General features: G+C 68.8%; 19 protein-coding genes. 6 read left to right on the plus strand and 13 right to left on the minus strand.

Annotation, left to right across the window (positions count from 1 at the left end):
* Positions 1 to 25 precede the first annotated feature (25 nt).
* The 3 genes from I004_RS0121455 to I004_RS0121465 are packed head-to-tail and all read right to left on the minus strand — an operon-like array spanning position 26 to position 3,999.
* Entirely contained in the window at positions 26 to 1,036 is a 1,011-nt protein-coding gene (locus I004_RS0121455; RefSeq protein WP_028437190.1) for a TRAP transporter substrate-binding protein DctP, read from the minus strand.
* On the minus strand, positions 1,023 to 2,687 hold the full coding sequence (locus tag I004_RS0121460) for an AMP-binding protein (protein WP_199779438.1): 1,665 nt from the start codon (positions 2,685 to 2,687) through the stop codon (positions 1,023 to 1,025). Before I004_RS0121460 ends, I004_RS0121455 begins: the two co-directional genes overlap by 14 nt.
* A 10-nt stretch (positions 2,688 to 2,697) precedes the next feature.
* Positions 2,698 to 3,999, minus strand: coding sequence for an MFS transporter (locus I004_RS0121465; protein WP_051345296.1), 1,302 nt, complete (start codon positions 3,997 to 3,999; stop codon positions 2,698 to 2,700).
* Between the two features lie 296 nt (positions 4,000 to 4,295).
* Between I004_RS0121465 and I004_RS0121470 the strand changes: the two genes are divergently transcribed.
* The 3 genes from I004_RS0121470 to I004_RS0121480 are packed head-to-tail and all read left to right on the plus strand — an operon-like array spanning position 4,296 to position 6,888.
* Positions 4,296 to 5,063 carry an SDR family oxidoreductase gene (locus I004_RS0121470; RefSeq protein ID WP_051345297.1) on the plus strand — a complete coding sequence of 256 codons (768 nt, stop codon included), beginning with the start codon at positions 4,296 to 4,298 and terminating at the stop codon, positions 5,061 to 5,063.
* Positions 5,051 to 6,310, plus strand: a complete 1,260-nt coding sequence (locus tag I004_RS35280) for an acyl-CoA dehydrogenase family protein (RefSeq protein WP_199779439.1) — start codon at positions 5,051 to 5,053, stop codon at positions 6,308 to 6,310. The genes I004_RS0121470 and I004_RS35280 overlap by 13 nt, the downstream gene beginning before the upstream one ends.
* The gene (locus I004_RS0121480; protein ID WP_028437194.1) at positions 6,307 to 6,888 is read left to right on the plus strand and encodes a TetR-type transcription factor C-terminal domain-containing protein; all 582 of its coding nucleotides are present in this window, start codon (positions 6,307 to 6,309) and stop codon (positions 6,886 to 6,888) included. The genes I004_RS35280 and I004_RS0121480 overlap by 4 nt, the downstream gene beginning before the upstream one ends.
* Before the next feature lie 50 nt (positions 6,889 to 6,938).
* Here I004_RS0121480 and I004_RS0121485 read toward each other — a convergent pair whose 3' ends face one another.
* On the minus strand, positions 6,939 to 8,174 hold the full coding sequence (locus I004_RS0121485; protein WP_028437195.1) for an MFS transporter: 1,236 nt from the start codon (positions 8,172 to 8,174) through the stop codon (positions 6,939 to 6,941).
* Between the two features lie 72 nt (positions 8,175 to 8,246).
* Between I004_RS0121485 and I004_RS0121490 the strand changes: the two genes are divergently transcribed.
* Positions 8,247 to 9,089 carry a LysR family transcriptional regulator gene (locus I004_RS0121490; RefSeq protein WP_037977247.1) on the plus strand — a complete coding sequence of 281 codons (843 nt, stop codon included), beginning with the start codon at positions 8,247 to 8,249 and terminating at the stop codon, positions 9,087 to 9,089.
* A 343-nt stretch (positions 9,090 to 9,432) separates the two neighbouring features.
* On the opposite strand, the gene I004_RS0121495 is transcribed toward I004_RS0121490, so the two are convergent.
* The 4 genes from I004_RS0121495 to I004_RS0121510 all read right to left on the minus strand — a co-directional run bounded on the left by I004_RS0121495 (position 9,433) and on the right by I004_RS0121510 (position 14,747).
* The gene (locus I004_RS0121495; protein ID WP_028437197.1) at positions 9,433 to 10,008 is read right to left on the minus strand and encodes a DinB family protein; all 576 of its coding nucleotides are present in this window, start codon (positions 10,006 to 10,008) and stop codon (positions 9,433 to 9,435) included.
* Between the two features lie 154 nt (positions 10,009 to 10,162).
* Positions 10,163 to 11,029: an ABC transporter permease gene (locus tag I004_RS0121500; RefSeq protein WP_028437198.1), complete on the minus strand. Its 867-nt coding sequence runs from the start codon at positions 11,027 to 11,029 to the stop codon at positions 10,163 to 10,165.
* On the minus strand, positions 11,026 to 13,716 hold the full coding sequence (locus I004_RS0121505; protein ID WP_078511580.1) for an alpha/beta fold hydrolase: 2,691 nt from the start codon (positions 13,714 to 13,716) through the stop codon (positions 11,026 to 11,028). The genes I004_RS0121500 and I004_RS0121505 overlap by 4 nt, the downstream gene beginning before the upstream one ends.
* A gap of 173 nt (positions 13,717 to 13,889) precedes the next feature.
* Positions 13,890 to 14,747, minus strand: coding sequence for a LysR family transcriptional regulator (locus tag I004_RS0121510; protein ID WP_028437200.1), 858 nt, complete (start codon positions 14,745 to 14,747; stop codon positions 13,890 to 13,892).
* A 164-nt stretch (positions 14,748 to 14,911) separates the two neighbouring features.
* Between I004_RS0121510 and I004_RS0121515 the strand changes: the two genes are divergently transcribed.
* Positions 14,912 to 15,715 carry an EamA family transporter gene (locus I004_RS0121515; protein ID WP_037977312.1) on the plus strand — a complete coding sequence of 268 codons (804 nt, stop codon included), beginning with the start codon at positions 14,912 to 14,914 and terminating at the stop codon, positions 15,713 to 15,715.
* 135 nt (positions 15,716 to 15,850) lie between these two features.
* Here the strand turns inward: I004_RS0121515 and I004_RS0121520 are convergent, their stop codons facing one another.
* Entirely contained in the window at positions 15,851 to 16,969 is a 1,119-nt protein-coding gene (locus I004_RS0121520) for an NADH:flavin oxidoreductase (RefSeq protein WP_037977252.1), read from the minus strand.
* A 184-nt stretch (positions 16,970 to 17,153) separates the two neighbouring features.
* Between I004_RS0121520 and I004_RS0121525 the strand changes: the two genes are divergently transcribed.
* Positions 17,154 to 17,510, plus strand: coding sequence for a winged helix-turn-helix transcriptional regulator (locus I004_RS0121525; protein ID WP_028437203.1), 357 nt, complete (start codon positions 17,154 to 17,156; stop codon positions 17,508 to 17,510).
* Between the two features lie 110 nt (positions 17,511 to 17,620).
* Here the strand turns inward: I004_RS0121525 and I004_RS35285 are convergent, their stop codons facing one another.
* The 4 genes from I004_RS35285 to I004_RS0121545 all read right to left on the minus strand — a co-directional run bounded on the left by I004_RS35285 (position 17,621) and on the right by I004_RS0121545 (position 23,057).
* Complete coding sequence (locus I004_RS35285; protein ID WP_051345299.1) at positions 17,621 to 18,403, minus strand: SDR family oxidoreductase; 783 nt, start codon at positions 18,401 to 18,403, stop codon at positions 17,621 to 17,623.
* A 3-nt stretch (positions 18,404 to 18,406) separates the two neighbouring features.
* Positions 18,407 to 19,816, minus strand: coding sequence for an amidohydrolase (locus tag I004_RS35290; protein WP_486580174.1), 1,410 nt, complete (start codon positions 19,814 to 19,816; stop codon positions 18,407 to 18,409).
* Positions 19,817 to 19,821: 5 nt separating this feature from the next.
* Positions 19,822 to 21,189: an MFS transporter gene (locus I004_RS0121540; protein ID WP_051345301.1), complete on the minus strand. Its 1,368-nt coding sequence runs from the start codon at positions 21,187 to 21,189 to the stop codon at positions 19,822 to 19,824.
* Positions 21,190 to 21,308: 119 nt separating this feature from the next.
* Positions 21,309 to 23,057: a PucR family transcriptional regulator gene (locus tag I004_RS0121545; protein ID WP_028437205.1), complete on the minus strand. Its 1,749-nt coding sequence runs from the start codon at positions 23,055 to 23,057 to the stop codon at positions 21,309 to 21,311.
* Positions 23,058 to 23,070: the final 13 nt, after the last annotated feature.

Raw genomic sequence — 23,070 nt, forward strand, 5'->3', positions numbered from 1 at the left:
GGCACCTCCAGCGCGGTGGGTCCTGTCATGACAGCTCCACTCCCCTCTTGCGCAACGACTCGTCCACGGCGGGGTGTTCGTCGAGGAAGTCCGTCCGGATCGCCGCAACTCGCTTCTGCCACCGGGCCATTTCCGTTTCGGGTGCGGAGGCGAACGTCGCGCCTTTGGCCACGGTCTGTTTGATCACCCTCTGGTCGTCCCGCAGCATCCGCCGCCAGCCGTCGGTCAGTTGACGTCCGGATGCGACGAGCGCCGCACGTTGCTGCTTCGGGATTCCGGCCAGCCACCGTTCTTCGGCGACGAGTGCGTAGGTGATGAACATCAGCCCGGGTACCTGCAGCGCGTGCGGGGCGTGCTGGCGGACCTCGGTCGACCAGCCTCCGGGCGAGGTGAAGACCCCGTCGACCTTGCCGCCTCGAATCGCCTCCCGCAGACGCGGGATGGGAATTGCCACGGGCTCCGCTCCGAGCCCGCGCATGATCCGTTCGTAGATGCCGTCGCCGGCCACCCGTATCTTCTTGCCCTTCACATCCTCGAGCCGGCTCACGTCCTTCTCGGGGAACGCGAAGAGCTGGTCGGCTCCCCGCATGAGGCCGAGCAGAACAAGGCCGTGCGGTCGCACCTGCTCGTCCAGGACTGCGGCGACCGCGTTCCGCCGGCCGGCCTCACCCATGACCGAGTCGTCCAGCCCGAAGGGCAGGTTCATGAAGCCCGTCTTGGTCTCCAGGGCCTCCAGATGGGCCATGTTCACCGCCGCCAGGTCGGCACGCCCCCCTCTCACTGCGTCGAGCGACTCCCGTCCGGCGAGGACGGTGCGCTGAGGGTTGATCCGTACGGTGACGACGCCCTCCGAACGCGTCCTCACCGACGCGGCGAAATCCTCGAAGTACGGGATCCGCGGGTGACCGGGCGGTATGTCGTGCACGAGCGTGACCCGGCTCGTCTTCCCGGGCGGTTTCTCAGCGCCGGAGCTGCATGAGACCGTGCCGACCAGCAAGCCGGTGAGGGAGCATCCGAAGCTTCTACGGCTGAGCATGAGGGCCCTCCTTCTGTGAACGCAGGGCCGACCGCAGCAACTTGCCGACGGAGTTACGGGGCAGCGCGTCCATGTAGTCGAACAGTCGTGGAGTGGCGTGAGCGCCGACCCTTCGGGTCACGGCGGCTCGCATTTCTGCTTCCAACTCCTCGGCAGGAGTCTCGGGTTGGGTGCGTACGATCACGGCGCGGACCACGGTGCCGCCATTGCGCCCGGTCCCGGCGACGGCCGCGGCCTCGGCGACGCCGGGGTGCTCGCTCAGGACGCGTTCCACCTCGACCGGGCTCACGTTGTAGCCGGAGGTGATGATCATGTCGTCCTCGCGTCCGAGGAACTGCCAACGGCCGTCGGGCAGCACACGGGCGCGGTCATCGGTGACGAACAGATTTCCGTGCCACTTCGTCTCCCAAGCTTCCGGCCGGTTCTCGTAGCCGCTGCTGAGGCGGTACTTGGGTCGTTCGACTGCGATCAGCCCGCTCTCGCCATCGCCCACGGGTTCGCCGTTGTGGTCCACGAGACGAACGGTGAAGCCGGGTACGGGCCCGCCGAGTGTGCCGGGCTGCGGAGCGGCACCGCCCGCCAAGTCGGCCAGCACCATGCCGATTTCACTCAGCCCGTAACCGTCGCGGATGGTTGGTGCACCCGACTCGCCCCAGGCGGCTGCGGTATGAGCGTCGAGGGGCTCCCCCGCCGCTGCGGCGGACATGAGGTCGGGCGCTCCCTCACGGCGCAACGCCGGCAGAAGCTTCCGGTACGCACTGGGCGCGGCCGCGATACTGCTGACCCCTTCCTCACGCAGCACCCGCGTCCAGGCGGCCGGGTCGAAGTCCCCGCTGTAGAGCACCCGCGGCACGCCCATCGCCATCGGGGCCGCACCGGTGGAATACAGACCGTAGGCCCAGCCCGGGTCCGCGGCCGTGAACAGCAGATCGCGCGAGGAGACACCGAGCGAGTACCGCGCGAAGGGAAGCACGGCCAGCAGCGCCGAGTGCGGCATGACGCATGACTTGGGGTCTCCGGAGGTGCCGCTGGTGAACAGCAACGTTGCCGGGTCCCGTGCAGCGGTCGCCGCTGCGGGGCTGTCAGCGGGGCTGCGGTCCCACTCCGCCCAGAAGCTCTCATCGCCCCGCACCAGGCCCGAGCCGCGGGGACCGGTGACGGTGAAGACCCTCAGCTCCTCGTCGAGCTCGGCCAGGGCAGCGTCCAGCGTGCTCCTCCAGCGGTGGCCGACGACGACGACCTTCGCGCTCGAGGAACGCAGCCGGTAGACGAGTGCGTCCGTGCCGAAGCCACAGAACAGCGGGACATAGACCAGTCCGCTGCGCCAGGCGGCCAGCGCGACGATCCAGCTCTCGATCTGCCGGGACAGCAAGCCGGCGACACGGTCGCCGCGGCGCAGCCCCGCTCGTGCGAACATCCGGCTCGTCTTGGCCGACGCACGGTCCAGTTCGCGGTAGGTCCACCGCTCGGAGGTACCGTCCGCGTGCCGGACGATCAACGCGAGCCTGCCGCGCTCCTGGCCGAACCTGCCGCATGCCTCCTGTGCGGTGTTGAGCGACTCGGCGGGATCGCAGGAGAGCCCTGATTCGATCCGCCGCCATATGGCCGCCGCGCTCATGGGGTCCCGCACATGGAATTCACGGAGATGCACTGCCGGGCCGTCATACCGTCCTCAGCTCGTCTGCGGTGTGCTTCGAAGAGACGGTGAGCAGAGCGACGTACGTGACCACACATGCCCCGGCGATATACGCGGATATCGCCCAGGACCCACCGGCTCGGGCGAAGAGCGCTGCGGCAACGAAAGGCGCTGGCCCACTGGTTATCATCCCGCCGAACTGATACGCGGCGGAGGCGCCGGTATAGCGGTACTCGGCCTGGAAGAGTTCTGCGAGGAAGCCGGCGATCGCGCTGTAGGTGACCGCGTGTCCGACAGTGACCATCAAGATCATCGCGACCAGGATCAGCGGTGTCGACCCTGAATCGAAGAGCCAGAAGAAGGGGAAGGCGATCACCGCCATGTACGCAGATCCCACCAGCAGCGAATTCCGCTTCCCGAACCTGTCGGAGAGCATGGCCGCCCAGGGGATCGTGAAGATGTCCAGCACGCACGCCAGAATCAGGCACGAGAGGATGACCCCACGGGAGACGCCCAGTTCATGCGGCCCGTAGGAGAGCACGAACACCGTGACCACGTAGAAGGGCACGTTGGCGGCGGCCTGGGTGAGCATTCCCACCAGCAGTGGCTTCTTGGCGTGGCGCAGCAGATCCCCGAGCGGGAACGAGGAAAGGGACTGCTCCTCCTGCACCTTCACGAAGTCCGGTGATTCGATCACCTGAAGGCGGATGTAGAGCCCCAGCACAACCAGGACGACCGAGGCGAGGAAAGGCAGTCGCCACCCCCAGTCGGCGACGGATTGCGCCGGGAGCAGTTCCACCGCGAAGAAGGCACTCGAAGAGAGCACCAGTCCGGCCGGTACACCGGCCTGCGGCCAACTCCCGTAAAAGGCCTTGCGTTCCGGAGGTGCGTGTTCGACTGCCAGGAGCACTGCGCCGCCCCATTCCCCACCGACCGCGAATCCCTGGATGAAGCGGACCACGACGAGGAGAACGGGTGCGCCGATGCCGATCTGGTCGTAGGTGGGCAGCACTCCGATGGCGACCGTGCCCACGCCCATCATCAGCAGTGAGAAGACGAGCATCTTCTTGCGTCCGACGCGGTCGCCGAAGTGACCGAAGACGATGCCGCCGAGCGGTCGGGCGGCGAAGGCGACACCGAAGGTCGCGAATGATGCGAGAGTTCCGGCAGTCGGGCTCAGAGTCGGGAAGAACTGCTCGTTGAAGACCAGAGTGGCTGCGGCCCCGAACAGGAAGAAGTCGTACCACTCGATCGCGGTTCCTATGAAGCTCGCGAAGGCGACCTTCGCCGGGTTGCTCTGTGTTCCGGTCAGCTCCTGTGCGGTCACGAGCGGCTCCCTGTGGTCCGTGGACGGGCTGAGCTGTGCGATGACAGAGCTAACACGCCTCCGAGGCCCACGCAATACCCCTTGGAACGATCGGTACATAAAATGTGAGCGACCACTCACACTCGTCCACGGTGCCTCGAGTCGCACCCGGACCTACCTCTGTCGCATCCCTGACCTGCATTTATGGCGCGATGCGTGCGCAGAAAAGACCACCTCGCAACGGCATGCTCACATCGATTGACGTGCATGCACGAAGACGTGGTTGCATCGATTGGATCGATCGGTACACTCCGACCATGCGTACTCCGGCAGAACTCCACGACGGTCCGCCCGCCCCCTCCTCCACCCGCACCGTGCTGGTGACCGGCGGAACTCGGGGGATCGGAGCGGGTGTCAGCAGGGAGCTCGTGAACCGCAGCCGCAATGTCGCGGTGGGATTCCGCAGCGGCCACGAGGCAGCCGCACGGCTGCGCACCCGGGCGCCCGGTCAGGTCCTCCCGGTGCACTACGACCTCGGTGACGAGCGCACCGCAACGACGGCTGTCGCCGCCGTACTCGAGCGGTGGAAGCGCTTGGACTCCTTGATCCTCAATGCCGGCCAGTGGGAAGGCGGACGACTGTCCGAGATGGATGCTCGGGAGTGGTGGCGGATCATCGAGCTCAACCTCGGTGGTGTCGCCGCACTCACGCGTGCCGCCCTCCCCTCACTGTTGCGCTCCAGCGATCCCAGCATCGTTGTCGTCTCCTCGGTCGTCGGAGTCATCGGGCACGCCGGGGACACCGCGTACGCAAGCGCGAAGGCGGCGATGATCGGCTTTGCCCGCTCGCTGGCGAAGGAGACCGGCCGGGACGGGGTCAGGGTCAATGTGCTCGCACCCGGCTTCGTCGATACGGACATGACCGCCCAGGTGCCGCTCACGGCCCGCGAGGGAATTGCCCGCTCGACACTGCTTCGGCGCCTCGGAACGGTCGAGGAGATAGCTCGCGCTGCGGTGTTCCTCAGCGAGGACGCGACCTACTGCACGGGCTCTGTGCTCTCCGCCGACGGCGGTTGGTCGATCTGACCGCGATCAGCACTCACGACATCTTCCAGGAAGGGACCATCGTGTACGACGGACTCAGCGACAAGGAATACGAGCGGCTCGCCGGTGGCATCCACGCCACGATCTGGGAAACCTTCGCCCCCCTTGAATCCCGCATCGAGGACGAGGAGCAACTCCCCTACGACATCGTGCTGCCGGCACTGCGTGAGTGCGGTGCTTTCGGGCTGCTCGTCCCTCGTGAATACGGCGGCAGCGGCCTTTCGATACGTCAATATCTGCCCATCATCGCCGAGTTCGCCAAGATCCAGGGCGGCATCCGCGTCGTCGTGCACGTACACAACTCTTTCGCGCACGCCCTGTCCGAAGTCGGCGACGATGCCCAGCGGGAGGCGATCCTTCCCGGGGCAGCCACCGGGGCGAAATCGGTGGCGTTCGCGTTGACGGAACCCGAGCACGGCACAGGGGCCGATCTCGGGACGACCGCGCGTCGCAGCAGCTCCGGATTCGTCCTGACCGGTCAGAAGTGGCTCATCACCAACTCCGACCTGGCCAGTCACTTCTTCGTGTTCGCCAAGACCGGGACCGAAGAGGTCTCGGCCTTTCTCATCGAGCGGGACGCCCCGGGGCTGAGCATCGAGCCACTGCCCGAGACGATGGGCTGCAAGGGCGGGGAGCACGGCGTGGTCACCCTCGACGACGTGGCCGTCGATACCTCGGCTCTCGTCGGTGCGCCGGGTGAAGGCCAGAAGCACCTGGAGCGAGCGCTGGAGATCAGCCGCGTCTTCATCGCGGCCAGTTCACTGGGCACATCGGAGCGCGCGCTCGAACTGTCCCTGGCCCACGCCCAGTCGAGGGTGACCTTCGGCAAGGCCATCGGGCAGCGACAGGCCATCCAGCGCTACCTCGCCGAGATGGCCACGGACGTCTACGCCCTGCGGGGCATGCTGGCCGATTCGGCTGCGAAGTGGGACGCGGGCACACGGATACCCGCGGAATCCTCAATGGTCAAACAGTTCGGTCTGGAGGCCGTTGGCCGTGTGACCGACCGGGCGCTGCTGGTGCACGGCGGCATCGGCTACACACGAAAGCACCCGATCGAGCGCCTCTATCGTGACGCCCGTCTCAACTGGCTCGAGGAGGGCACGCCCACCATTCAGTACATGGTCGCAGCCCGTGAGCTGCTGTCAGGGTTCCGCTTCCGCGACGACTTCGGACCTATAGGCTGGAACAGGGGCGATGTCCGGGTCCAGGGGAAAGCAGGCGCATGAGCACCAACTACGGGGAGAACCGGGAACGCGTCATCGCAATCGCAGCCGCGTTGTTCGCCCGTAACAGCTACCACGGCACCGGTGTTGCCGAAATCTGCACGGCCGTCGGCCTGGGGCGCGGAGCCTTGTACCACTACATCGGAAATAAGGAGTCTCTCCTCTACGAAATCAGCAGGACCCAGGTCGACCGAATGAACGACCAGGCTGAAGAGCTGGTGCGTGCCGGGCTTCCCGCTGAGAAGCTCCTGAGGGAGATGGCACGGCAACTCCTGCGGAACATCGCGAGTCACCGTTCCGAGTGGGCGGTGTTCTTCCGGGAGTACACGGCGCTCACAGGAGAGAAGCGGGACAAGCTCGTGGCTGCCCGTGAACGCTACGAAGGCTATTGGCGGCAGGCTCTCGACCGCGGCGTCGACGAGAAGGTGCTGCAACCCATGCCCCGACTGCTCGTCAAGGGAATTCTGGGCATGCTCAACTACACGTACCTGTGGTTCGAACCCGAAGGACCGGTCACTCCGGACGAGTTGGCCGACGAATTCCTCGACGCGCTGCTGGACGGCGTGCGTCTGAAGTCCTGAGACACCAGCTGACGCCCTTGGACGCCCTAACGCTACGCACGGGCCCCTACTCATGCGCCAGGCCGGGCGCCGGCCCCGCACGGTTCGTCGAGGTCCGGTACCGAGGTTACTGAGGGAGACTGCGTTCGGGCGGGCGGGCGGCGGGACAGCAGGCATCCGGTCAGCGCGGCGGCGAGGCCGGCCAGCCCGGCCGCCGCGAAGCCCCCCGCCGGCTCAGACAGGTCGATCACTCCCCCGACGATCGGGGATCCCAACGCGAAGCCTGCGCCCAGCGCTGACGAATGCAGGCCCGTCGCCTCGCCACGCACGCCGGCGGGCGCGAGCCGGCTCACCGCGTCGGTCACCGCGGACAGACTCGGCGCGGCGAGCAGCCCTGCACCGACAACGGCCACGCACAACCAGGGCCAACCGTGAGCCAGCCCGGCGGGAATGGTCGCCAGCCCGAGCAGACCGAGCGGGAGCCACGTTGGCAGCGGCCGGGAGAGCGTGCCGTACACCAGCCCGCCGATGATGGAGGCCAGGCCGTACGCCGCCATCACCACGGCGGCCCAGGACACCTGGCCGGCTTCTTCGAGGGCGGCGACGATGGCCAGGTCGGTGCCGCTGAGCAGCATCGTGGTGCCGAACGCCATCACCAGCACGGCGATCATGCGGGGGCCCAGCCATTCCCGGCGGCGGGGGCGGCCGGCCGTGTCCGCATCCACCTCGTCCTCGGCACGCAGGGAAGGGTTGAGCAGGGCCATCCCGGCTCCGCCGACCACGAGCGCGGCGCCGACACCCCACGTCACCGCGCCAGGAGATGCCTTCGCCGCAAAGAGGATCACGATCGGCGGGCCCACCATGTAGGACAGCTCGCCCTGCACCGATTCCAGCGCGAACGCGGCCTGGCGCTGTCCCCCCGTCGTCATCGCGGCGATCGCCTGCCTGGTCACCGACTGGGCCGGCACCATCAGCAGACCCCCGGCGAAGGCGGCGACCAGCAGGGTTCCGTACGGCAGGGTCGGCACGCTCAGCCAGAACACGACTTGCGCCACGGCCGTTACCAGCAGCACAGTGCGCGGGCCCCGCCGGTCGATCAGGTGGCCGAGGAGCGGCCCGCCCAGAGCCAGCCCGGCGGTCAGTGTCGCTGCGACACCGCCCGCTGCCGCGTAGTTCATGTGCAGGCCCAGCACGACATGCATCATCAGCGCGATCACGGCAGAAGTGATCGCGGTACGGGCGAGCAGCGAAACTCCCAGCAGGGATGCCATCCCTGGCACGGCGAGCACCTGTCGGTATCTGGTCACCTGCGTGACGCTAGATCGTCGATGGCGTCATAGGAACCGGCTAATCTGCTGGAGCTGGCATAATGAATATTTATGGCCAGCGAACTTGAGACCGCGTTGTTGCGGTCGTTCGTCACCGCCGTGCGCGCCGGCAGTATCAGCCGTGCCGCGGCCGCGCTCGGACAAACCCAGCCCGCGCTCAGCCAGCAGTTGCGGAAACTCGAGCGCGCGGTCGGCCGTCCGCTGCTCCATCGATCGCCGTCCGGCGTCTCGCCGACCCGGGCGGGTGAGGAGCTCCTGCCGTACGCCGAGCGCATTCTCTCGTTGTGTGCGCAGGCACTCACCGAAGCTGGGCGCGCGCTCACCGGCCACTGTCGTGTCGGGTTGCTCGAAGATCTCGCCGCGTCCCAGCTTTCACAGGCCCTCGCCGACCTCGCCCGGCTGCACCCTGACGCGACGCTGGAAGTGCTCGACTTGTCCAGCGCTGAAATGCGGGAGGCCTACGACGCGGGCAGCGTCCAACTCGTACTCGATCACGTGCTGGACGTTCCCGGGCCGCCGCGCTGGACGGTACGCCGCCCGCTGGTCTGGGCGATCGGTCAGGGTGTGGACCTGGCTGCCGATCCGCTGCCGGTCGTGTTGTTCTCGAACCCCTGCATCTGGCGTACTTCAGTGCTGGAAGCGCTGCAACGTGCCGACCGGGACTGGCGGGTGGCGTTCGAGAGCAACAGCCTCGTCGGTGTGCTCGCCGCAGTACGGGCCGGGCTCGGCGTCGCGGCGCTCATGCCCGCGAACCTCGAACCGGCCATGGCCTGCCACGACGCGGACGCCCTGCCCACCCTGCCGGACGTCGAACTCGGACTCGTACGGCACCCGCGGACTGAAGGTGATCTGCTGATCGATGCCGTGGAGACCGCGCTACGACGCACGATCTGAGATTCGCGGGTGTCCGGCGAGGGCGAGCGCCGAAGTCGCCCCCGGTGACGGCGCGTTGTGCACGTGCACGATGCGCTCAGTGCTGCGGTGCGCGGGGCGGGACGTGCTCTGCCCCCAAGTACGGCACGAGCCTTCCGCCTCAGGTCTGCATCGTGCCTGGGGTCCCCGGCCGGCAACGTGCTCGTGCGGAACAACCCCAGCACCACCAGCATGACCACCCCGAACGACCCTCACGCCCACCACCCTGACCAGCTACTTGAAGAGGGCGCCGCTTCACTGAAGCTCGCAGCCACGGAGCGTCACGGAGTCCACGTAGGTTTGGTTTCCGAAGCTCGATCGCCGGTTACCGGAAAGTCATATTCGGCGCGGAAACGGCTCCGTCCTGCCAGCGGTAGAGGTCGCGCAGCAGGGAAATCTCGGCGCCGTGATGGATCAGCTCCCTGTTGACGTGCAGGACGATGCCCTCCATGGGAAACCGCTCGGGACCCACCGTGGGCGGATTCTCCAGGTCAGCGTCCGAGAGCTCGCGGACCCCCGCGTTCCATTTCCCATACATCTCATCGAGCTGTTGTAGCGCCTCGTCAGCGGTCCCCGCGTAGGCGAATGTCTGGGAGTCGACATCCCGGCCGCCGAAGTGCCATCCGACCCGATAGCCCAGGCAGGAGACGATGATGTGCGCCAGCCGCCAGGCAATCGTGGTCACCGGCGCCGGCACCGGGTCAGGGGACGCGGAGTCCATCGTCCATTCCCCCGAACCTGCCGACATCGGTGCGGCCGACGTGCCATGTGGGCGGATGCTCCAGCAGCCACGCACCGGCTCCCAGAAGTACTCCGCATCGGCAAGACCGTGCAGCCTCGGCCGCAGGTTCTTGTGCCAGTGCCGGTCCAGTTGGTCCGCGATTCGCTCGCTTCTTGTCACTTCCGCACACTACATACACCGGGTACCTGGCTGCGACCCTCGCGGACGCCGTCGCCGGCCGTGGGCCGCGAGTGCTCGGACGAGGCCCGACCCACGGGACCTCGGGCACCGAATGCGCGTGCAGAGGCGACAAGTTCGGTCCCCCTGAGGTGGTTCAGGACACCACGTCCTTCCGGGCGAACCCCCGGAAGGCGAGGGCGAACAGCACCAGGGCATAGGCCACCGAGACGGAAGTCCCCTTGATCATCCCTGTCCACTCCAGCTGGGGCTGTATCGCGTCCGCCCACGCGAATTGCCAGTGCGCGGGCAGGAACTCCCGCCAGGAGCCGAGAGCTTCGACCGCGTCCAGCAGATTGCCGACGATGGTCAGCCCGACCGCTCCGCCGACCGCGCCCAGCGGCGCGTCCGTGACGGTGGAGAGCCAGAACGCCAGCCCTGCCGTGACCAGTTGGGAGACGAAGACGAATGCGACGGCGAGGGCCAGTCTGAACAGGGCATCGGTGGCCGGAATCGAGCTGCCCGTCGGGCTCTGAAGTGGTTGCCATCCGTAGGCGACCGTGCCCACAGCAAGGGAGATGAGGGGCAGCAGCACGATCGCGGCCAGGCTGAAGGTCAGTGCGACCACGAGCTTGCTCCACAGCAGCCGCGCGCGGGGCACGGGTGCGGCGAGCAGATACCGCAGTGACGACCATCCCGCCTCCGAGGCGACGGTGTCTCCGAAGAACAGTGCCACCGGGATCACCAGCAGGAAGCCGGCCGAGAGGAACAGCGCCGAAGCGGCGAAGTTGAGCCCGGAGGCGGTCGCGGTGTCCATCAGGTTGATCCGTTGTTCCCGCCCTCCCCCACCGTCGTCGTCGCCCCCGCCGATGGCGAAGGCCGCTACCAGGACGAAGGGCAGGACGGTCAGGATCACCGCCACCACCGCAGTGCGGCGGCGCCGAAGCTGTCGTACGGCTTCCACACGGAAGGGGAGGGTGCGGCCTGCTCGGAAGCCGGTCGCGGTATCCAACTGGCCGGTCACGAGGTCTCTCCTTCGATCAGGGTGAGGAAGGCGTCCTCGAGTCGACGGTGCGGGCCGAGACCGTTCACGGGGATCTCCATTCCGACCAGTTCCGCCAGCAACCGGGACGGGCTCGTGCCGCCCAGCCGTACCAGCAAGCCTTCGTCGGCCCGTGCGGCGGAGATGACACCTGGCAGTCCGGCCACCTTCCCCACCAGGGCGTCCGACGGAGGTGGGCCGTCGATGCCGATCAGCAGCGTCTCGCCGGAGCCTGTGATCTCCGCGACCGCCCCCGCCTGCACCAGTCGGCCGCGGTCCATGACCACAAGGTGGGTGCAGGTCTGCTCCACCTCGGCCAGGAGGTGGGAGGAAACGATCACGGTGCGGCCCTGGGCGGCGTATCGGATCATGACGTCGCGCATCTCGCGGATCTGCGGCGGATCGAGTCCGTTGGTCGGCTCGTCGAGGATGAGCAGATCAGGCAGGCCGAGCATGGCCTGGGCGATGGCGAGCCGCTGCCGCATGCCCTGGGAGTAGGTGCGCACTGCGCGTTGGAGCGCGTCCCCGAGGCCGGCGATCTCCAGGACTTCGTCAATGCGGGCGTCTGGGGCGGGACGGGCGGTCGCGGCCCAGTACAGCTCCAGGTTGGCTCGCCCGGACAGATGCGGAAGGAAGCCGGGGCCCTCGACGAAGGAGCCCACCCGGGAGAGCACCGGCGCGCCCGGCCGTACCGCGTGCCCGTAGATCCGGATCTCACCGTCGTCGGGCTTGATCAGGCCCATCAGCATGCGGAGGACGGTGGTCTTGCCCGCGCCGTTGGGGCCGAGCAGACCGAGCACTTGACCCTTCTCGACGCGGAAGGACAGGTCCCGTACGGCGTACCGGTCGGCGGACTTCGAATAGCGCTTCGTCAGCCCGGTGATCTCCAGAGGCACTTCTGCCAGCTTCGGATCGGGAGCCGGGGCCGAGGTGCGGCGCCTGCCGCTCACCAGCAGGACCGCGACGACGGCCCCGGCGAGGGGCAGACCCCAGACCCAGGCGGGCAGCGGGACGGTCTCGGCGGTGACACCGCGCGCGGTGGGAACGCTCAGTTCGCTCTCCACCGTGGCGGTGTACGAGCTCGGTTCGGCGGGAGAGGCGTAGCCGAGGTCGGTGGTGGCGAGCACGAGCCGCAGCCGGTGACCCGCCTCGACCTCGTGGTTCACGGCGGGCAGGCGGAGCTGGACGGTCCGGCCCTTCTGCGCGTCGGCGACCCTGATGGGCGAGACGAGCTGCGAAGGCAGTCTCTGGGCGCCGCCAGGCCCGACGTCGTACACCTTCGCAAAGAGCACGGTGTCGTCGGCGCTCTCGGACTTCACTCGCACCGTGACGGTGGGCGAACCGGTGACGCGCAGGGAACTCTTCAGCGGCTGGGAGTCGAAGCGTGCGTGCTGGCCTGGGAAGTCGATGTTCAGCCCGCCGACGCCGAGGGAGGACAGCTGCGAGAGGCCGCTGCTGAGGCTGGGAATGGCGGAGATCGACGGTGGTCCCGCGCCCGGCGGGTTGTTGAAGGGCTTCTGCGCGGGGTCGAGGGTGACCTTGCGGGCACCGTTGTTCAGCCCGGGATAAGCGGTGCCGGTGGCGCCGCGTGTCTGGAGCGTGCCGTCCGTGGAGTCCATCCCCCCGGCCTCGGTGACGCGGAAGGCCGGACCCGCCTCCACGCCCTTCTCGCCCTTCAGGTAGCGGTCGAACCAGGCCGTCGTACGGGTGTCGAGGCGGGCCGTCTCCAAGTCACCGCCGTCGTGGCCGCCTGCGAACCAGTCGACGGAGACGGGCGCTCCGTTGGCACGGATCGCCTTGGCCATGGCGTCCGCCTGGCCGAGCGGGAAGAGGGAGTCGGACTGGCCCTGGGCGATCAGCGTGGGCACCTTGATCCGGTCCCCCACGGCGGACGGGCTGCGCGCTGCGAGCAGTTCACGGGCGGCGGCGTCCGGCTTGCCGCTCACCGCCACCCGCTCGTACATCTCGCACAGCTCCGCCTCGAAGCGGCCACAGCCGCCCTCGGGAGAGCCGGAGCCGAAGAAGACGCCGGCCCAGAGCTTCTTGAAGACCCCGTCCGGGAACAGCGCGTCGGCCAGGTTCCAGTACGTCATCCGCGGCGCGAGGGCATCGACCCGTTCGTCGTGGCCGGCCGCGAGCAGCGCGATCGCGCCGCCGTAGGAGGCACCGGCCACGCCGACCCGCGGGTCGCCGGTCTCGTCGAGCCGCACCTCGGGGCGCTCGGCCAGCCAGTCGATGAGGCGGGACACGTCTGCGACCTCATGCTTCGGGTCGTTGAGGCCTATCTGACCGGTTGAGGCTCCGAAGCCGCGTGCCGACCAGGTCAGCACGGCGTATCCCTCCCGGGCCAGCTTCTGCGCCTGGGCACGCACGCCGTCCTTGCTGCCGCCGAAGCCGTGGCCGAGGAGCACTGCGGGCCGCTTCTCGGACCGGGAGCCCGAGGTGAAGTACGAGGTGTCGATCTGCGCGCCCGGCATGTCGAGGACGCGGTCTGCGCGATGGACCGGCGGTTGCCCTTCGGATGCCAGCGCGTTCCACGTGCCTGCCCCGGCGAGCGTGACGAGGGCGGCAGCCGCGACGAACAGCCGTCTCGAGCGGCCGCGCACCGTGCCGCGCAGTCGGGCTGACAGTTGAGCCGGCCGGCTCCCACCGCTTTTTCGCAGGTCCATGCTGGAACTTTAGAAGCACGGATCCTGTGTTTCGGGGGCCTTCAGGTGGATCCCTGGTTGCGCTCCGGGGCGTATGCTCACCTGCCCGCGTACAACTGACGGGGTACGGCCGTCTCTCGGGTGCTCGCCGCCCAGCGCCTCGTCAACAGCCGGCCCGGACCGCCGTTGTCGGTTCAGCCCGTGCGGTAGAGCGCGGTGAGCAGCTCGATGGCGGCCTGGGTTGCCGGGTGCGGGTCGCCCCGCCACCAGGTGAGGCGTACGGCGATGGGCTCTGCGTCGCGGACGGGCCGGTAGACGATGCCGGGCCGCTGGTACTGGTTGGCGGTGGACTCCGCCGTCACCCCGACGCTTCGGCCGGTGGCGATCGCGGTGAGCCAGTCGTCGATGTCGTGTATCTCCTTCGTGGCCAAGCCGGAGTCCGGTGGCCACAGCTCAGGTGTGGTGGTGCCCGTCCGGCGGTCGATCAGCAGGGTGCGTCCGCTGATGTCGGAGAGCCAGAGCGACCGGCGCCTGGCCATCGAGTCGTCGGCGGCCATGGCGCAGTAGCGGCGTTCCAGCCCCACGATGGCCGAGTCGAAGCGACGGTCGTCCACTGGTTTGCGCATCACGGCGAGGTCGCATGACCCTTCCGCCAGTCCGGCGGTGGCCGTGTTGGCGCGGACGAGTTGCAGGTCGGTCTCCGGGTGCTGGGCGGCCCAGCGGCGCTGGAAGGCGGTCGTGTGGCGGCCGAGTGCCGACCAGGCGTAGCCGATCCGCAGGTGCGCGTCCCCGGCGGTGGCCGTCCGGTACAGGTCGTCCATGTCGGCGAGGACACGTCGGGCCTGCGCCACCACGCGCAGCCCGGTGCCGGTAGGGGTCACTTCGCGGGAGGTCCGGCGCAACAGCCGTACGCCGAGGGTTCGTTCGAGCGAGGCCAGCGTGCGGGAGGCCGCTGCTTGGGAGATCCCGAGGGCGATGGCGGCGTCGGTGAAGGTGCCTTCATCGACGATCGCGACGAGGCAGCGCAGCTGCCGCAGGTCGGCACCATCCATGACTACAGCGTATAGGTGAGCCCGCAGATGCATTTGGCGCATGCAGCGGGACGCCTCACGATCGGCACATGCAAGCAGCGCCAGAACGGTCAGCGGTACCCGGTCACTGGAGGACGTCGGCATCCGCGGCTTCCAGACCCGGCCGGAACTCAGGCGTGGTCGCGATGGTCGGCAGCGGTCTGTCCAACCAGGTCGGCGCGGCGATCGGGTCCCTGGCCTTCCCCGTCATCGGGCCCGTGGGCGTCGTAGCGGTACGTCAGTACGTCGCCGCAATCGCCCTGATGTCGCTCGCTCGCCCCCGCCTGAAGGCGTTCACGTGGCACCAGTGGTGGCCCGTACTGCTGCTGGGCCTGGCGTTCGGTTCGATGAACTTGTCTCTGTACTGCGCCATCGACCGCATCGGTCTCGGGCTGGCGGTGACCCTCGAGTTCCTCGGTCCGCTCAGCATCGCCCTGGCTGCCTCGCGCCGCCGGACCGACGCGTGCTGCGCGATCATCGCTGCTGCAGGTGTCGTCACCTTGATGCGCCCGCAGCCCTCCACCGACTACCTGGGAATGGGGCTGGGCTTGCTGGCGGCCGTCTGCTGGGCGTCCTACATCATGCTCAACCGCACCGTCGGACGACGCGTCCCCGGAGCGCAGGGGTCGGCAGCCGCCGCTGCGCTCTCTGGCCTGGTCTTCCTCCCGGTCGGCATCACTCTGGTCCTGCGGCATCCGCCGACCACGGGCGCCGTCGCCTACGCCGTGGCCGCCGGAGTGCTCTCCTCGGCCGTGCCGTACCTCGCGGACCTCTTCAGCCTGCGCCGCGTACCGGCCCACGCGTTCGGGCTCTTCATGAGCATCAACCCCGTGCTCGCCGCCGTGACGGGCTGGATCATCCTCGGACAGCGGCTGGGCTGGAGCGAGAGCGCCAGCATCGGTGCCATCGTCGCAGCCAACACGCTCAGCATCGTCACGTCTCGCAGGTGATGAATGACCGGTGGCTGCCTGGCCGCGTCCCGGTCCACACGCCGCGGAGCCATGCTTCAGGCAGCGACTGTCCGGACCGGGCAGCAAGTCGACTGCGACGGTCACCGCAGGGGGAGTTCGTCCTTCAGCCCGTCATTACGGGCACCGGGTCTGCTCCCACGCTGCTTGGGCGCTGAGAGTCACATCGGGTTTGAGCATCGTGCCGTCGAATTCCTCAACGGGGCGGCTGTCTGCGGCAATTCGATGGATCCAGTCGAAGTTGGCGAGGGCCCCGCGGCCCAGCGCCACCATGTCGGCGTGCCCGTCTTCTAGTACGTGGCGAGCCCGGACCCGATCGTGCATTCCGCCGTTGGCGATGACCGGCAGGCCGGTGACATCCCGGGCGAGCCGCGTGACGGTGACGTCCGCGTCCAGTGTGGCCGTCTCGAGCCAGTCCCGCCCCTCACTGGCCAGATGGATGAAATCGGCTCCGGCATCGGCGACTGCGCTGAAGATCGTCTCGGCTTCCTGAACGCCTCCGGGCCAACGGTATTCGAGGTCGTTGACCTTGGTCTGGGACAGCCGGATTCCGACCGGGTAGGCGTGTCCGACCGCCCTGCGCACAGCGGTGAGAACCTCGGCCGCGAGACGTACCCGGCCTCGAACGTCTCCGCCGTAGGCGTCGTCGCGCAGGTTGGTGTAGGTGGTCAGGAACTGGTCGATGAGGTAGCCGTTGGCTCCGTGGACTTCGACCCCGTCGAATCCGGCTGCCTTCGCGCGGACGGCTGCGGCTGCGAATCCGGCGATGACGTCATCGATGTCGGACGTCGTTGCGGCCGTGGGAAGCGCGAAGGACCCCTCCCCGCCGTAGGCGGACATCTTGGTTCCCTTGGGAGCGACAGCTGACGGAGCGATCAGCCTCTCGCGATGGTGGTTGTGCTGCACCAAGGCGCCGGCGTGCATCAACTGGAGCATGATCTTGGAGCCTTCGGTGTGCACAGCGTCGGTGACGGCGCGCCATCCTTCGACCTGCTCCTCGGTCACGGCTGCCGGCTGGTTCGGATACGCCTGGCTGTGCAGGTGGTCGGTGTACGTGCCTTCGCTGACTATCAGCCCGAATCCTCCTGCCGCAAAGCGGGCGTAGTACTTGGCCATTCTTGCGGTGGGGACGCCGTCTCCTGCGGTACTGACGCGCGACATCGGTGCAACGACCGCCCTGTTGGACAGATCGAGCCCGCCGAGCCGCACAGGTGCCAAGACGGGGTGATTCGACACTGGTACTCCTTCGATACTCACAACGAAACGCAGCCGACCGCTGGTTTCGCGGTCGCTGGCACGGCCGTTGGGCTGGGATCGCACGAAACGGCCCACAGACAGAATGTGATGTACTTCCAGGAGTAACAAGTACGGTCTTTTTTGGTACGTAGTATCAAGTTGTATACCGACTCAGGAGCGGGCAATGGGTGAACCTCGGGCCGACACACCGGATTACTGCGTAATCGAGGCGGCCATGGAGGTCATCGGCGGCAAGTGGAAGATGGCGATCTTGAATCTTCTGATTCCAGGGCCGCAGCGGTTCAGTGAACTCCGGCGGGCGATGCCGACCATCACGCAACGGATGCTGACCCGCCAGCTTCGTGAACTCGAAGGCGACGGCCTGGTGCAACGCACGGTCTATCCGCAAGTGCCGCCGAAGGTGGAATACGCCCTGACAGAAGTCGGCTCGAGTCTGCAAGCCATCGCCCACCAACTGGAATCGTGGGGCCAGTGGTATCGCGAACAGCTTGCGAGCAGCCGGCCGTTGCCGCCCACCTGACACTGACCGGCCGGGGGCGACCGGCGCCTTCAGGAACGTGGATCCCGCCAGGGACTCCGGCAGTCGCGCAGGCCCGGTGAGCGAGCAACCCGGCTGCCCGGAGGCGGCCCTCAGCTCAGCGGCAACGCCGCGTTGCCCGTGCCCGCGCCACCGTCGACGCTCAAGGACGCCCCCGTGATCCAGCCCGCGTCGGGGCCGCACAGAAACGCCACCGCCCCGGCGACGTCCTCGGGCGTGCCCGCGCGGGGCCAGGGCTGTCCACCGCGGATGGAGCGCACGTAGTCGGCACCCAGCGGATTGACTTCGCTGCTCACTTCTATGAAGCCGGGCGAGACCGCGTTGACGCTGATCTCGTGCTGGGCCATCTCCAGCGCGAAGGCCTTCGTCAGCATGTCCAGGCCGGCCTTCGAGACGCAGTAGTGCGCGGCGCCACGGCGCGCTCTGGTGGACGCCCCGGAGCTGATGTTGACGATGTGGCCGCCGCGCCCTTCCTCGACGAGCCGCTGCGCGAAGGCGCGGGAGAGCGAGAAGACGGCGGAGAGATTGACGTCAAGCACTGTGTCCCAGGACTCGTCCGCCATGTCGAGCAGGGGCGTGCTGGGGTACAGCCCGGCAGCGTTGACCAGGATGTCCAGCCCTGACCACACCTCACGGGCGGCGTCGACGAAGCCGGGCAGGGACTCCCTGTCCCTGAGGTCCACGGCGAGCGGCACCGCCTCCTCGGGCGGTCCCAACCCTGCTGCCACGTCCGCCAGTCGGTCCTGGCGCTGATCTGCGAGGACGACACGAGCGCCGTCGCGGTGCAACCGCCGTGCGATTGCGGCGCCGATGCCACCGGCCGCGCCGGTGACCAGGGCTCGGCGGCTCTCCGCCACCGCTGGTGGTCCCGTCATCGTTCAGTCCTCGCCTCTCTGCACACGTCCGCCCTCGCCGTCGGCCCGTATGTCAGCTCCGTCAAAGGTGTACGAGGCGTCGAAGCGTCCCCTCAACGCCGCGTAGTCGTCGCGGACTTGAGCCGCGGCGCGGTCGTGTCGCCCCCGGCAGTCGTCGTCGGTCCGGCCCCCGGCGTCCAGGACGCGGCGCGCCTCCGCTGCACCGTCAGCCAGCAGGTCGACCACGCACCAGGCGAGCAGGACGGCAGGTTCGAGGGCTGCCGCGACGTGGTCGGTGACCTGGTAGTCGGGACTGTGCGCGTCGCCCACGGCTCCGGCGGTGAACGGGTGCAGCACGGGCATCACTTCGCCCAGGTCGCCCATGTCGGTGGAGGCGCCGCGATGCCAGCCCCTGACGACCTGCCCGGGCCCGAACAATGTCTCCGCGTTCGCGCGGCACAGTTCCACCAGGTCCGGATCCTGATGGTGCGGAAGGTAGTTGAGGGTGGTCTCGATTGTGGCCGTGGTCCCCAGGGCGACTGCTCCGGCACGCACCGCGCGGTCCACCGCCGCGCATGCGTCCCGCAGGGCGGCGACCGTGCGGGCTCGGATGACGATCTCCAACTCCGCGCGGTCGGGCACGGCGGTCGGGGCCGAACCACCGTGCGGCATCACGGCGTTGACGCGCACCGCGTCGTCGTCACGGAAGGTCTCGCGCTGCGCGTCGATCGCGGCGAGCGCGAGCGTCGCCGACTTGAGCGCGTTCACGCCACGCCACGGGGACGCACCGGCGTGGCTGGCCCGTCCCTGGAAGAGGACTTGTTTGACCACCGAGCCGTTGTGGCTGTCGCCCACGGACAGACGTGGAGCGCCCTCGCCCGCCGTATGGCACAGCATCGCCATGTCGATGTCGTCGAAGGCGCCGCGCGCGATGAGGTCGGCCTTGCCGACGAGGTGGCGCAGTTCACCGGCCCGCACGAGCTCGCGCCGCCAGGCCAGTTCCGTGCTCTCCTCGGCCGGTACGGCGAAGAAGACCACGTCGCCGTCGAGTTGCTCCCGTACCGCGGCGAGACCGGCCGCCGCACCCAGCATCGAGGCGATCTGAGCGTGGTGGCCGCAGGCGTGCGCCGCGCCGGTGGCGGGATCGGCGAGTGGGTGGGACGGCAGCAGCAGCGCGTCGAGTTCGCCCAGGACCGCGACGGTCGGTCCGCTGCCGCGGCCGGTCATACGCGCCTTGACACCGGTACGGGACAGCCCGCGTTCGAAGGGCAGCCCCATGCCGGTGAACCAGTCGGCCACGAGCGCCGCGCTCCGCTCCTCCCTGAACCCGGCCTCCGGGTGGCGCTGCACGTCCTCGCTGACGTTCAGCACGCGGTCACGGGAGCGTTCGACGGCTTCGCGCACCGCCCGCTTGACCTGAGTGGCCTGGCCCACGGTGGTCAAGCGGGCTCCCCGGCAACGCTGTTGGAGGGCGCACTGAGGTGCCGTCCGAGTCCGCGGCGGAAGCCCTCGGCCGTCTGCGGGGTGATGAGTGCGCCGATCACGGCCACCCCTGCGCCGAAGACCAAGAAGGAGAAGGCGACTTCGAAGGAGTAGTGCTCGGCAAGGAACCCCATCACGAACGGGGACACCGCACCGGCCAACTGGCCGCCGAAGTTGACCATGCCGCCGCCCACGCCTGCGTATTCGGCGGGCAGCATGCGCAGCGGAAGCCCGAAGATCTGCATGTACGCGAGGTACATCACCAACGTGCCGGCCGTCTCCCAGAGGATGAACTCCCCGGCGGTCTCCGCCCGCACCATGAAGATCAGCAGCACTGCCGTGATCAGCATGACGGGGATGACGACCCTGCGATGGTTCCCGCGCAGGTAGCGGTCGAACACCCAGCCTCCGAGCACCATGCTGACGGCCGCGGCGAACCACGGGATTCCCGCGAGCACACCCGCGCCGGTCAGGGACACGCCTTTGCTCTCACGCAGGAACGTCGGCACCCAGGAGACGAGCCCCCAACCGATGATGTTGAAGCCGCAGAACATCAATGTGAAGCGCCACATCACCGACGAGCGCAGCAGCCGCAACGCGTCCCGCACGGGCACCTGCACGGGAGCCGCCGTCTTCGCGGCCGGGGCGTCGCCGTCCGTGGCGGTCTCCTCGTCCTTCCTGGTGAGGGCGGGCGGCAGGCCCTTCCACAGGACGAAGACCATCCCGGCGCCCAGCACCGCCACGGCGAAGAACGCACCGCGCCAGCCGAACGCCGCCACCAGGGGCGCGGCGACCATCGGGGCGATCGCGGCCCCGAAGGGGTTCGAGGCGGACATGGCTCCATTCGCGGTCAACCGCTGCTTGCGCGTGGTGCGTTCACTGATCGCCTTGATCGACGCCGCGGGGAAGATGCCCTGCAGCGCACCGAAGAGACCGCGCAGCGCCAGCATCGAACCGAGCCCGCGAGCCAGTCCGCAGGCCGCCGTGAACACACTCCATCCGGCTGCCGCCACCAGCATGGTGCGTTTGGCACCCCAACTGTCCGCCAGGATTCCGCCGGGTATCTGGAAGAGCGCGTACGTGATGAAGAACGCGGTGAGCACCAGGCCCTGTTCGGTCTCGCCGAGGGAGAATTCGTCGCCTATCTCCGGCAGCGCGACGGTGATGACCAGACGGTCGATGTAGTCGACCAGCCAGGCGAGGAACAGCACGACGACGGTCACCTGGGCCACTCTCGACGCGGGCGGGCGCCGGGCCGTGCCGGTCGTCCTCCCCGCGTCACCCGAGTTGTCGGCGCCCTTCGTATTCTCCGTCTCCAGTCCCATGCTTCGCCTCCATGCAGCGCGTCGGGAGACCACCACCCGGCGTGGGCACGGATGATGCAGAGCAGTCTGCAAACCCGGCGCACCGAGCGGCTTGTGGGGGGCGACGAGGTTATGGCCGATCATTCATGCCGTACTCCAAGGGCGAAGAGCTGTATGCCCGCGCTGAGCCGCTCGTGCGGATCGGCCAGGTCCAGGCCGGTCAACTCACGTACGCGGCCGAGCCGGTAGCGGAGCGTGTTCGCGTGGATGTTCAGCGCACGGGCCGCCGTCCCGGTGTCCCCGAAGGCGTCGAGGTAGACCGCCAGCGTCGAGGTGTAGTCGGTGCCGCGTCTGCGGTCGTGCGCCCGGAGACGCGAAACCGGGCCCGCCTGGAGACGTTCGTCGGTGGCCACCGTCTCGCTCAGAACGATGAGGTTGGCCGTACCGCGCACGTCGTCGTACGAGGCGCAGCGCACTCCCCTTCGGCCTCGCCGCTTCAATGCCCGTACCACCAGCTCGGCCTCCGTGCGGGACGCGGGCAGCTCACCGATGTGGGCGACGCTCGGGCCCATGCCCACCAGCAGCTCCACGCCTACCGATTCGGCCACGGACGCGGCCATGCCGGACGCGGCCCGTGTGATCCCCTCCGGATCGGCGGCATCGAGCAGGACGATGACGACGCGGTCCGGTCCCGTCGTGGCCACCGCACGCCAGCGGTATCCGGCGAGGTGGCGCAGCGACTCCTCGCGTACGCGGTGCGCCACGGCCGGGCCTCCCGCCGGCGGGCCGCTCCCGCCGCCTGAGGCCGTGAGATCAGCGAAGTCCGCGACGATGACGGCCGCGGGCACATCGGGCGGGATCCCCAGGTGCGCGCCAGCCGTCCGCGGATCGACCTCTCCGAGCAGCAGCCGCCCGACCAGTTCCTCGCTCATCCGGTGCCGGGCCAGCTCCTCCTGATCGAGGCCGAGCAGACGGACCGCCGCCACCGGGGCGGTCTCCGCGAGGAGCGAGGCGGCGTTCCCGGCGAGCGGTCCGCCGCTCTCCGCGACCCAGATCGAACCCAGGTTCTCCTTCCCCGCCCGCACGGCCACGGCCAGCCTGCGGCCCGCGCCGAGTTCGGGGACGGCCTCCACCGCGACCACGCCGTCGTCCGACCACAGCCTGCGGTAGACGCCCAACTGCGTCAGCTTGCTGCGGTACCCGGGCGGACCGTGCTGCTCCAGCACTGCCGCCCTGCGCATGTCGTCGTCGCCCTCGGTGAGGCGTGAGGCGGCGAGCAGCTCCTGCCCCGGCGTGAAGATCATGACCGAGCCGTGCACGAGTCCCGCGAGAGTATTGGCCAGGCTCGAGAGGTCCTGCTGGCGGGAGAGCACCCCCACGTTTCCGTGCCGTGGCGTGGCCGCAAGGGCGAGCAGCGCCCGCAGCCTGCCGATCACCTCGGCCCACTCCAGCTCGGTCGACAACCCCAGCAGAGCCACGCCGTGTCCTTCGGCGAGGGCTGCCGCTCCCGGCGGGGGTCCCCCGCGGTTCCGGACGAGCACAGCGCGCGCGCCGTCGGAGGCAGCGGCGGCGAGCAGCTCCGGGAGGCCCCCCTGACCGTCGGCACCGCGAGTACCACTCGGAGCACGGGGGCTGCCGGCAGCGCCGGTACCGATGGCCAGCAACAGGTCGGCGTGGTGCGGGTGTTCGTCGCACTGCTCGCGTACGGCGATGTCCGAGACGGGCACCTCCAGGCCGTGCGGGGCGGCCCAGACCTCGGCCCCGTCCGGGCCGAGGGACTCGATGACCGCCGCCAGCGTCACCGGTCCGGCACGCCCGGCATCTCCGTACCCCGGGTCCGCCTGCCCGCGCTCTCCCGGGCTGCCCGCCGTGGGCTTGTGCTCCGCCATGAAGGATCAGCTC

The organism is Streptomyces sp. TAA486, assembly GCF_000426165.1.

Excerpts from the sequence above, each read along its gene's own strand:
- I004_RS0121455 (WP_028437190.1), bottom strand. The coding sequence starts at position 1,036 with ATGCTCAGCCGTAGAAGCTTCGGATGCTCCCTCACCGGCTTGCTGGTC.
- I004_RS0121470 (WP_051345297.1), top strand. The coding sequence starts at position 4,296 with ATGCGTACTCCGGCAGAACTCCACGACGGTCCGCCCGCCCCCTCCTCC.
- I004_RS0121480 (WP_028437194.1), top strand. The coding sequence starts at position 6,307 with ATGAGCACCAACTACGGGGAGAACCGGGAACGCGTCATCGCAATCGCA.
- I004_RS0121490 (WP_037977247.1), top strand. The coding sequence starts at position 8,247 with ATGGCCAGCGAACTTGAGACCGCGTTGTTGCGGTCGTTCGTCACCGCC.
- I004_RS0121505 (WP_078511580.1), bottom strand. The coding sequence starts at position 13,716 with ATGGACCTGCGAAAAAGCGGTGGGAGCCGGCCGGCTCAACTGTCAGCC.
- I004_RS0121510 (WP_028437200.1), bottom strand. The coding sequence starts at position 14,747 with ATGGATGGTGCCGACCTGCGGCAGCTGCGCTGCCTCGTCGCGATCGTC.
- I004_RS0121515 (WP_037977312.1), top strand. The coding sequence starts at position 14,912 with ATGGTCGGCAGCGGTCTGTCCAACCAGGTCGGCGCGGCGATCGGGTCC.
- I004_RS0121525 (WP_028437203.1), top strand. The coding sequence starts at position 17,154 with ATGGGTGAACCTCGGGCCGACACACCGGATTACTGCGTAATCGAGGCG.
- I004_RS35285 (WP_051345299.1), bottom strand. The coding sequence starts at position 18,403 with ATGACGGGACCACCAGCGGTGGCGGAGAGCCGCCGAGCCCTGGTCACC.
- I004_RS0121540 (WP_051345301.1), bottom strand. The coding sequence starts at position 21,189 with ATGGGACTGGAGACGGAGAATACGAAGGGCGCCGACAACTCGGGTGAC.
- I004_RS0121545 (WP_028437205.1), bottom strand. The coding sequence starts at position 23,057 with ATGGCGGAGCACAAGCCCACGGCGGGCAGCCCGGGAGAGCGCGGGCAG.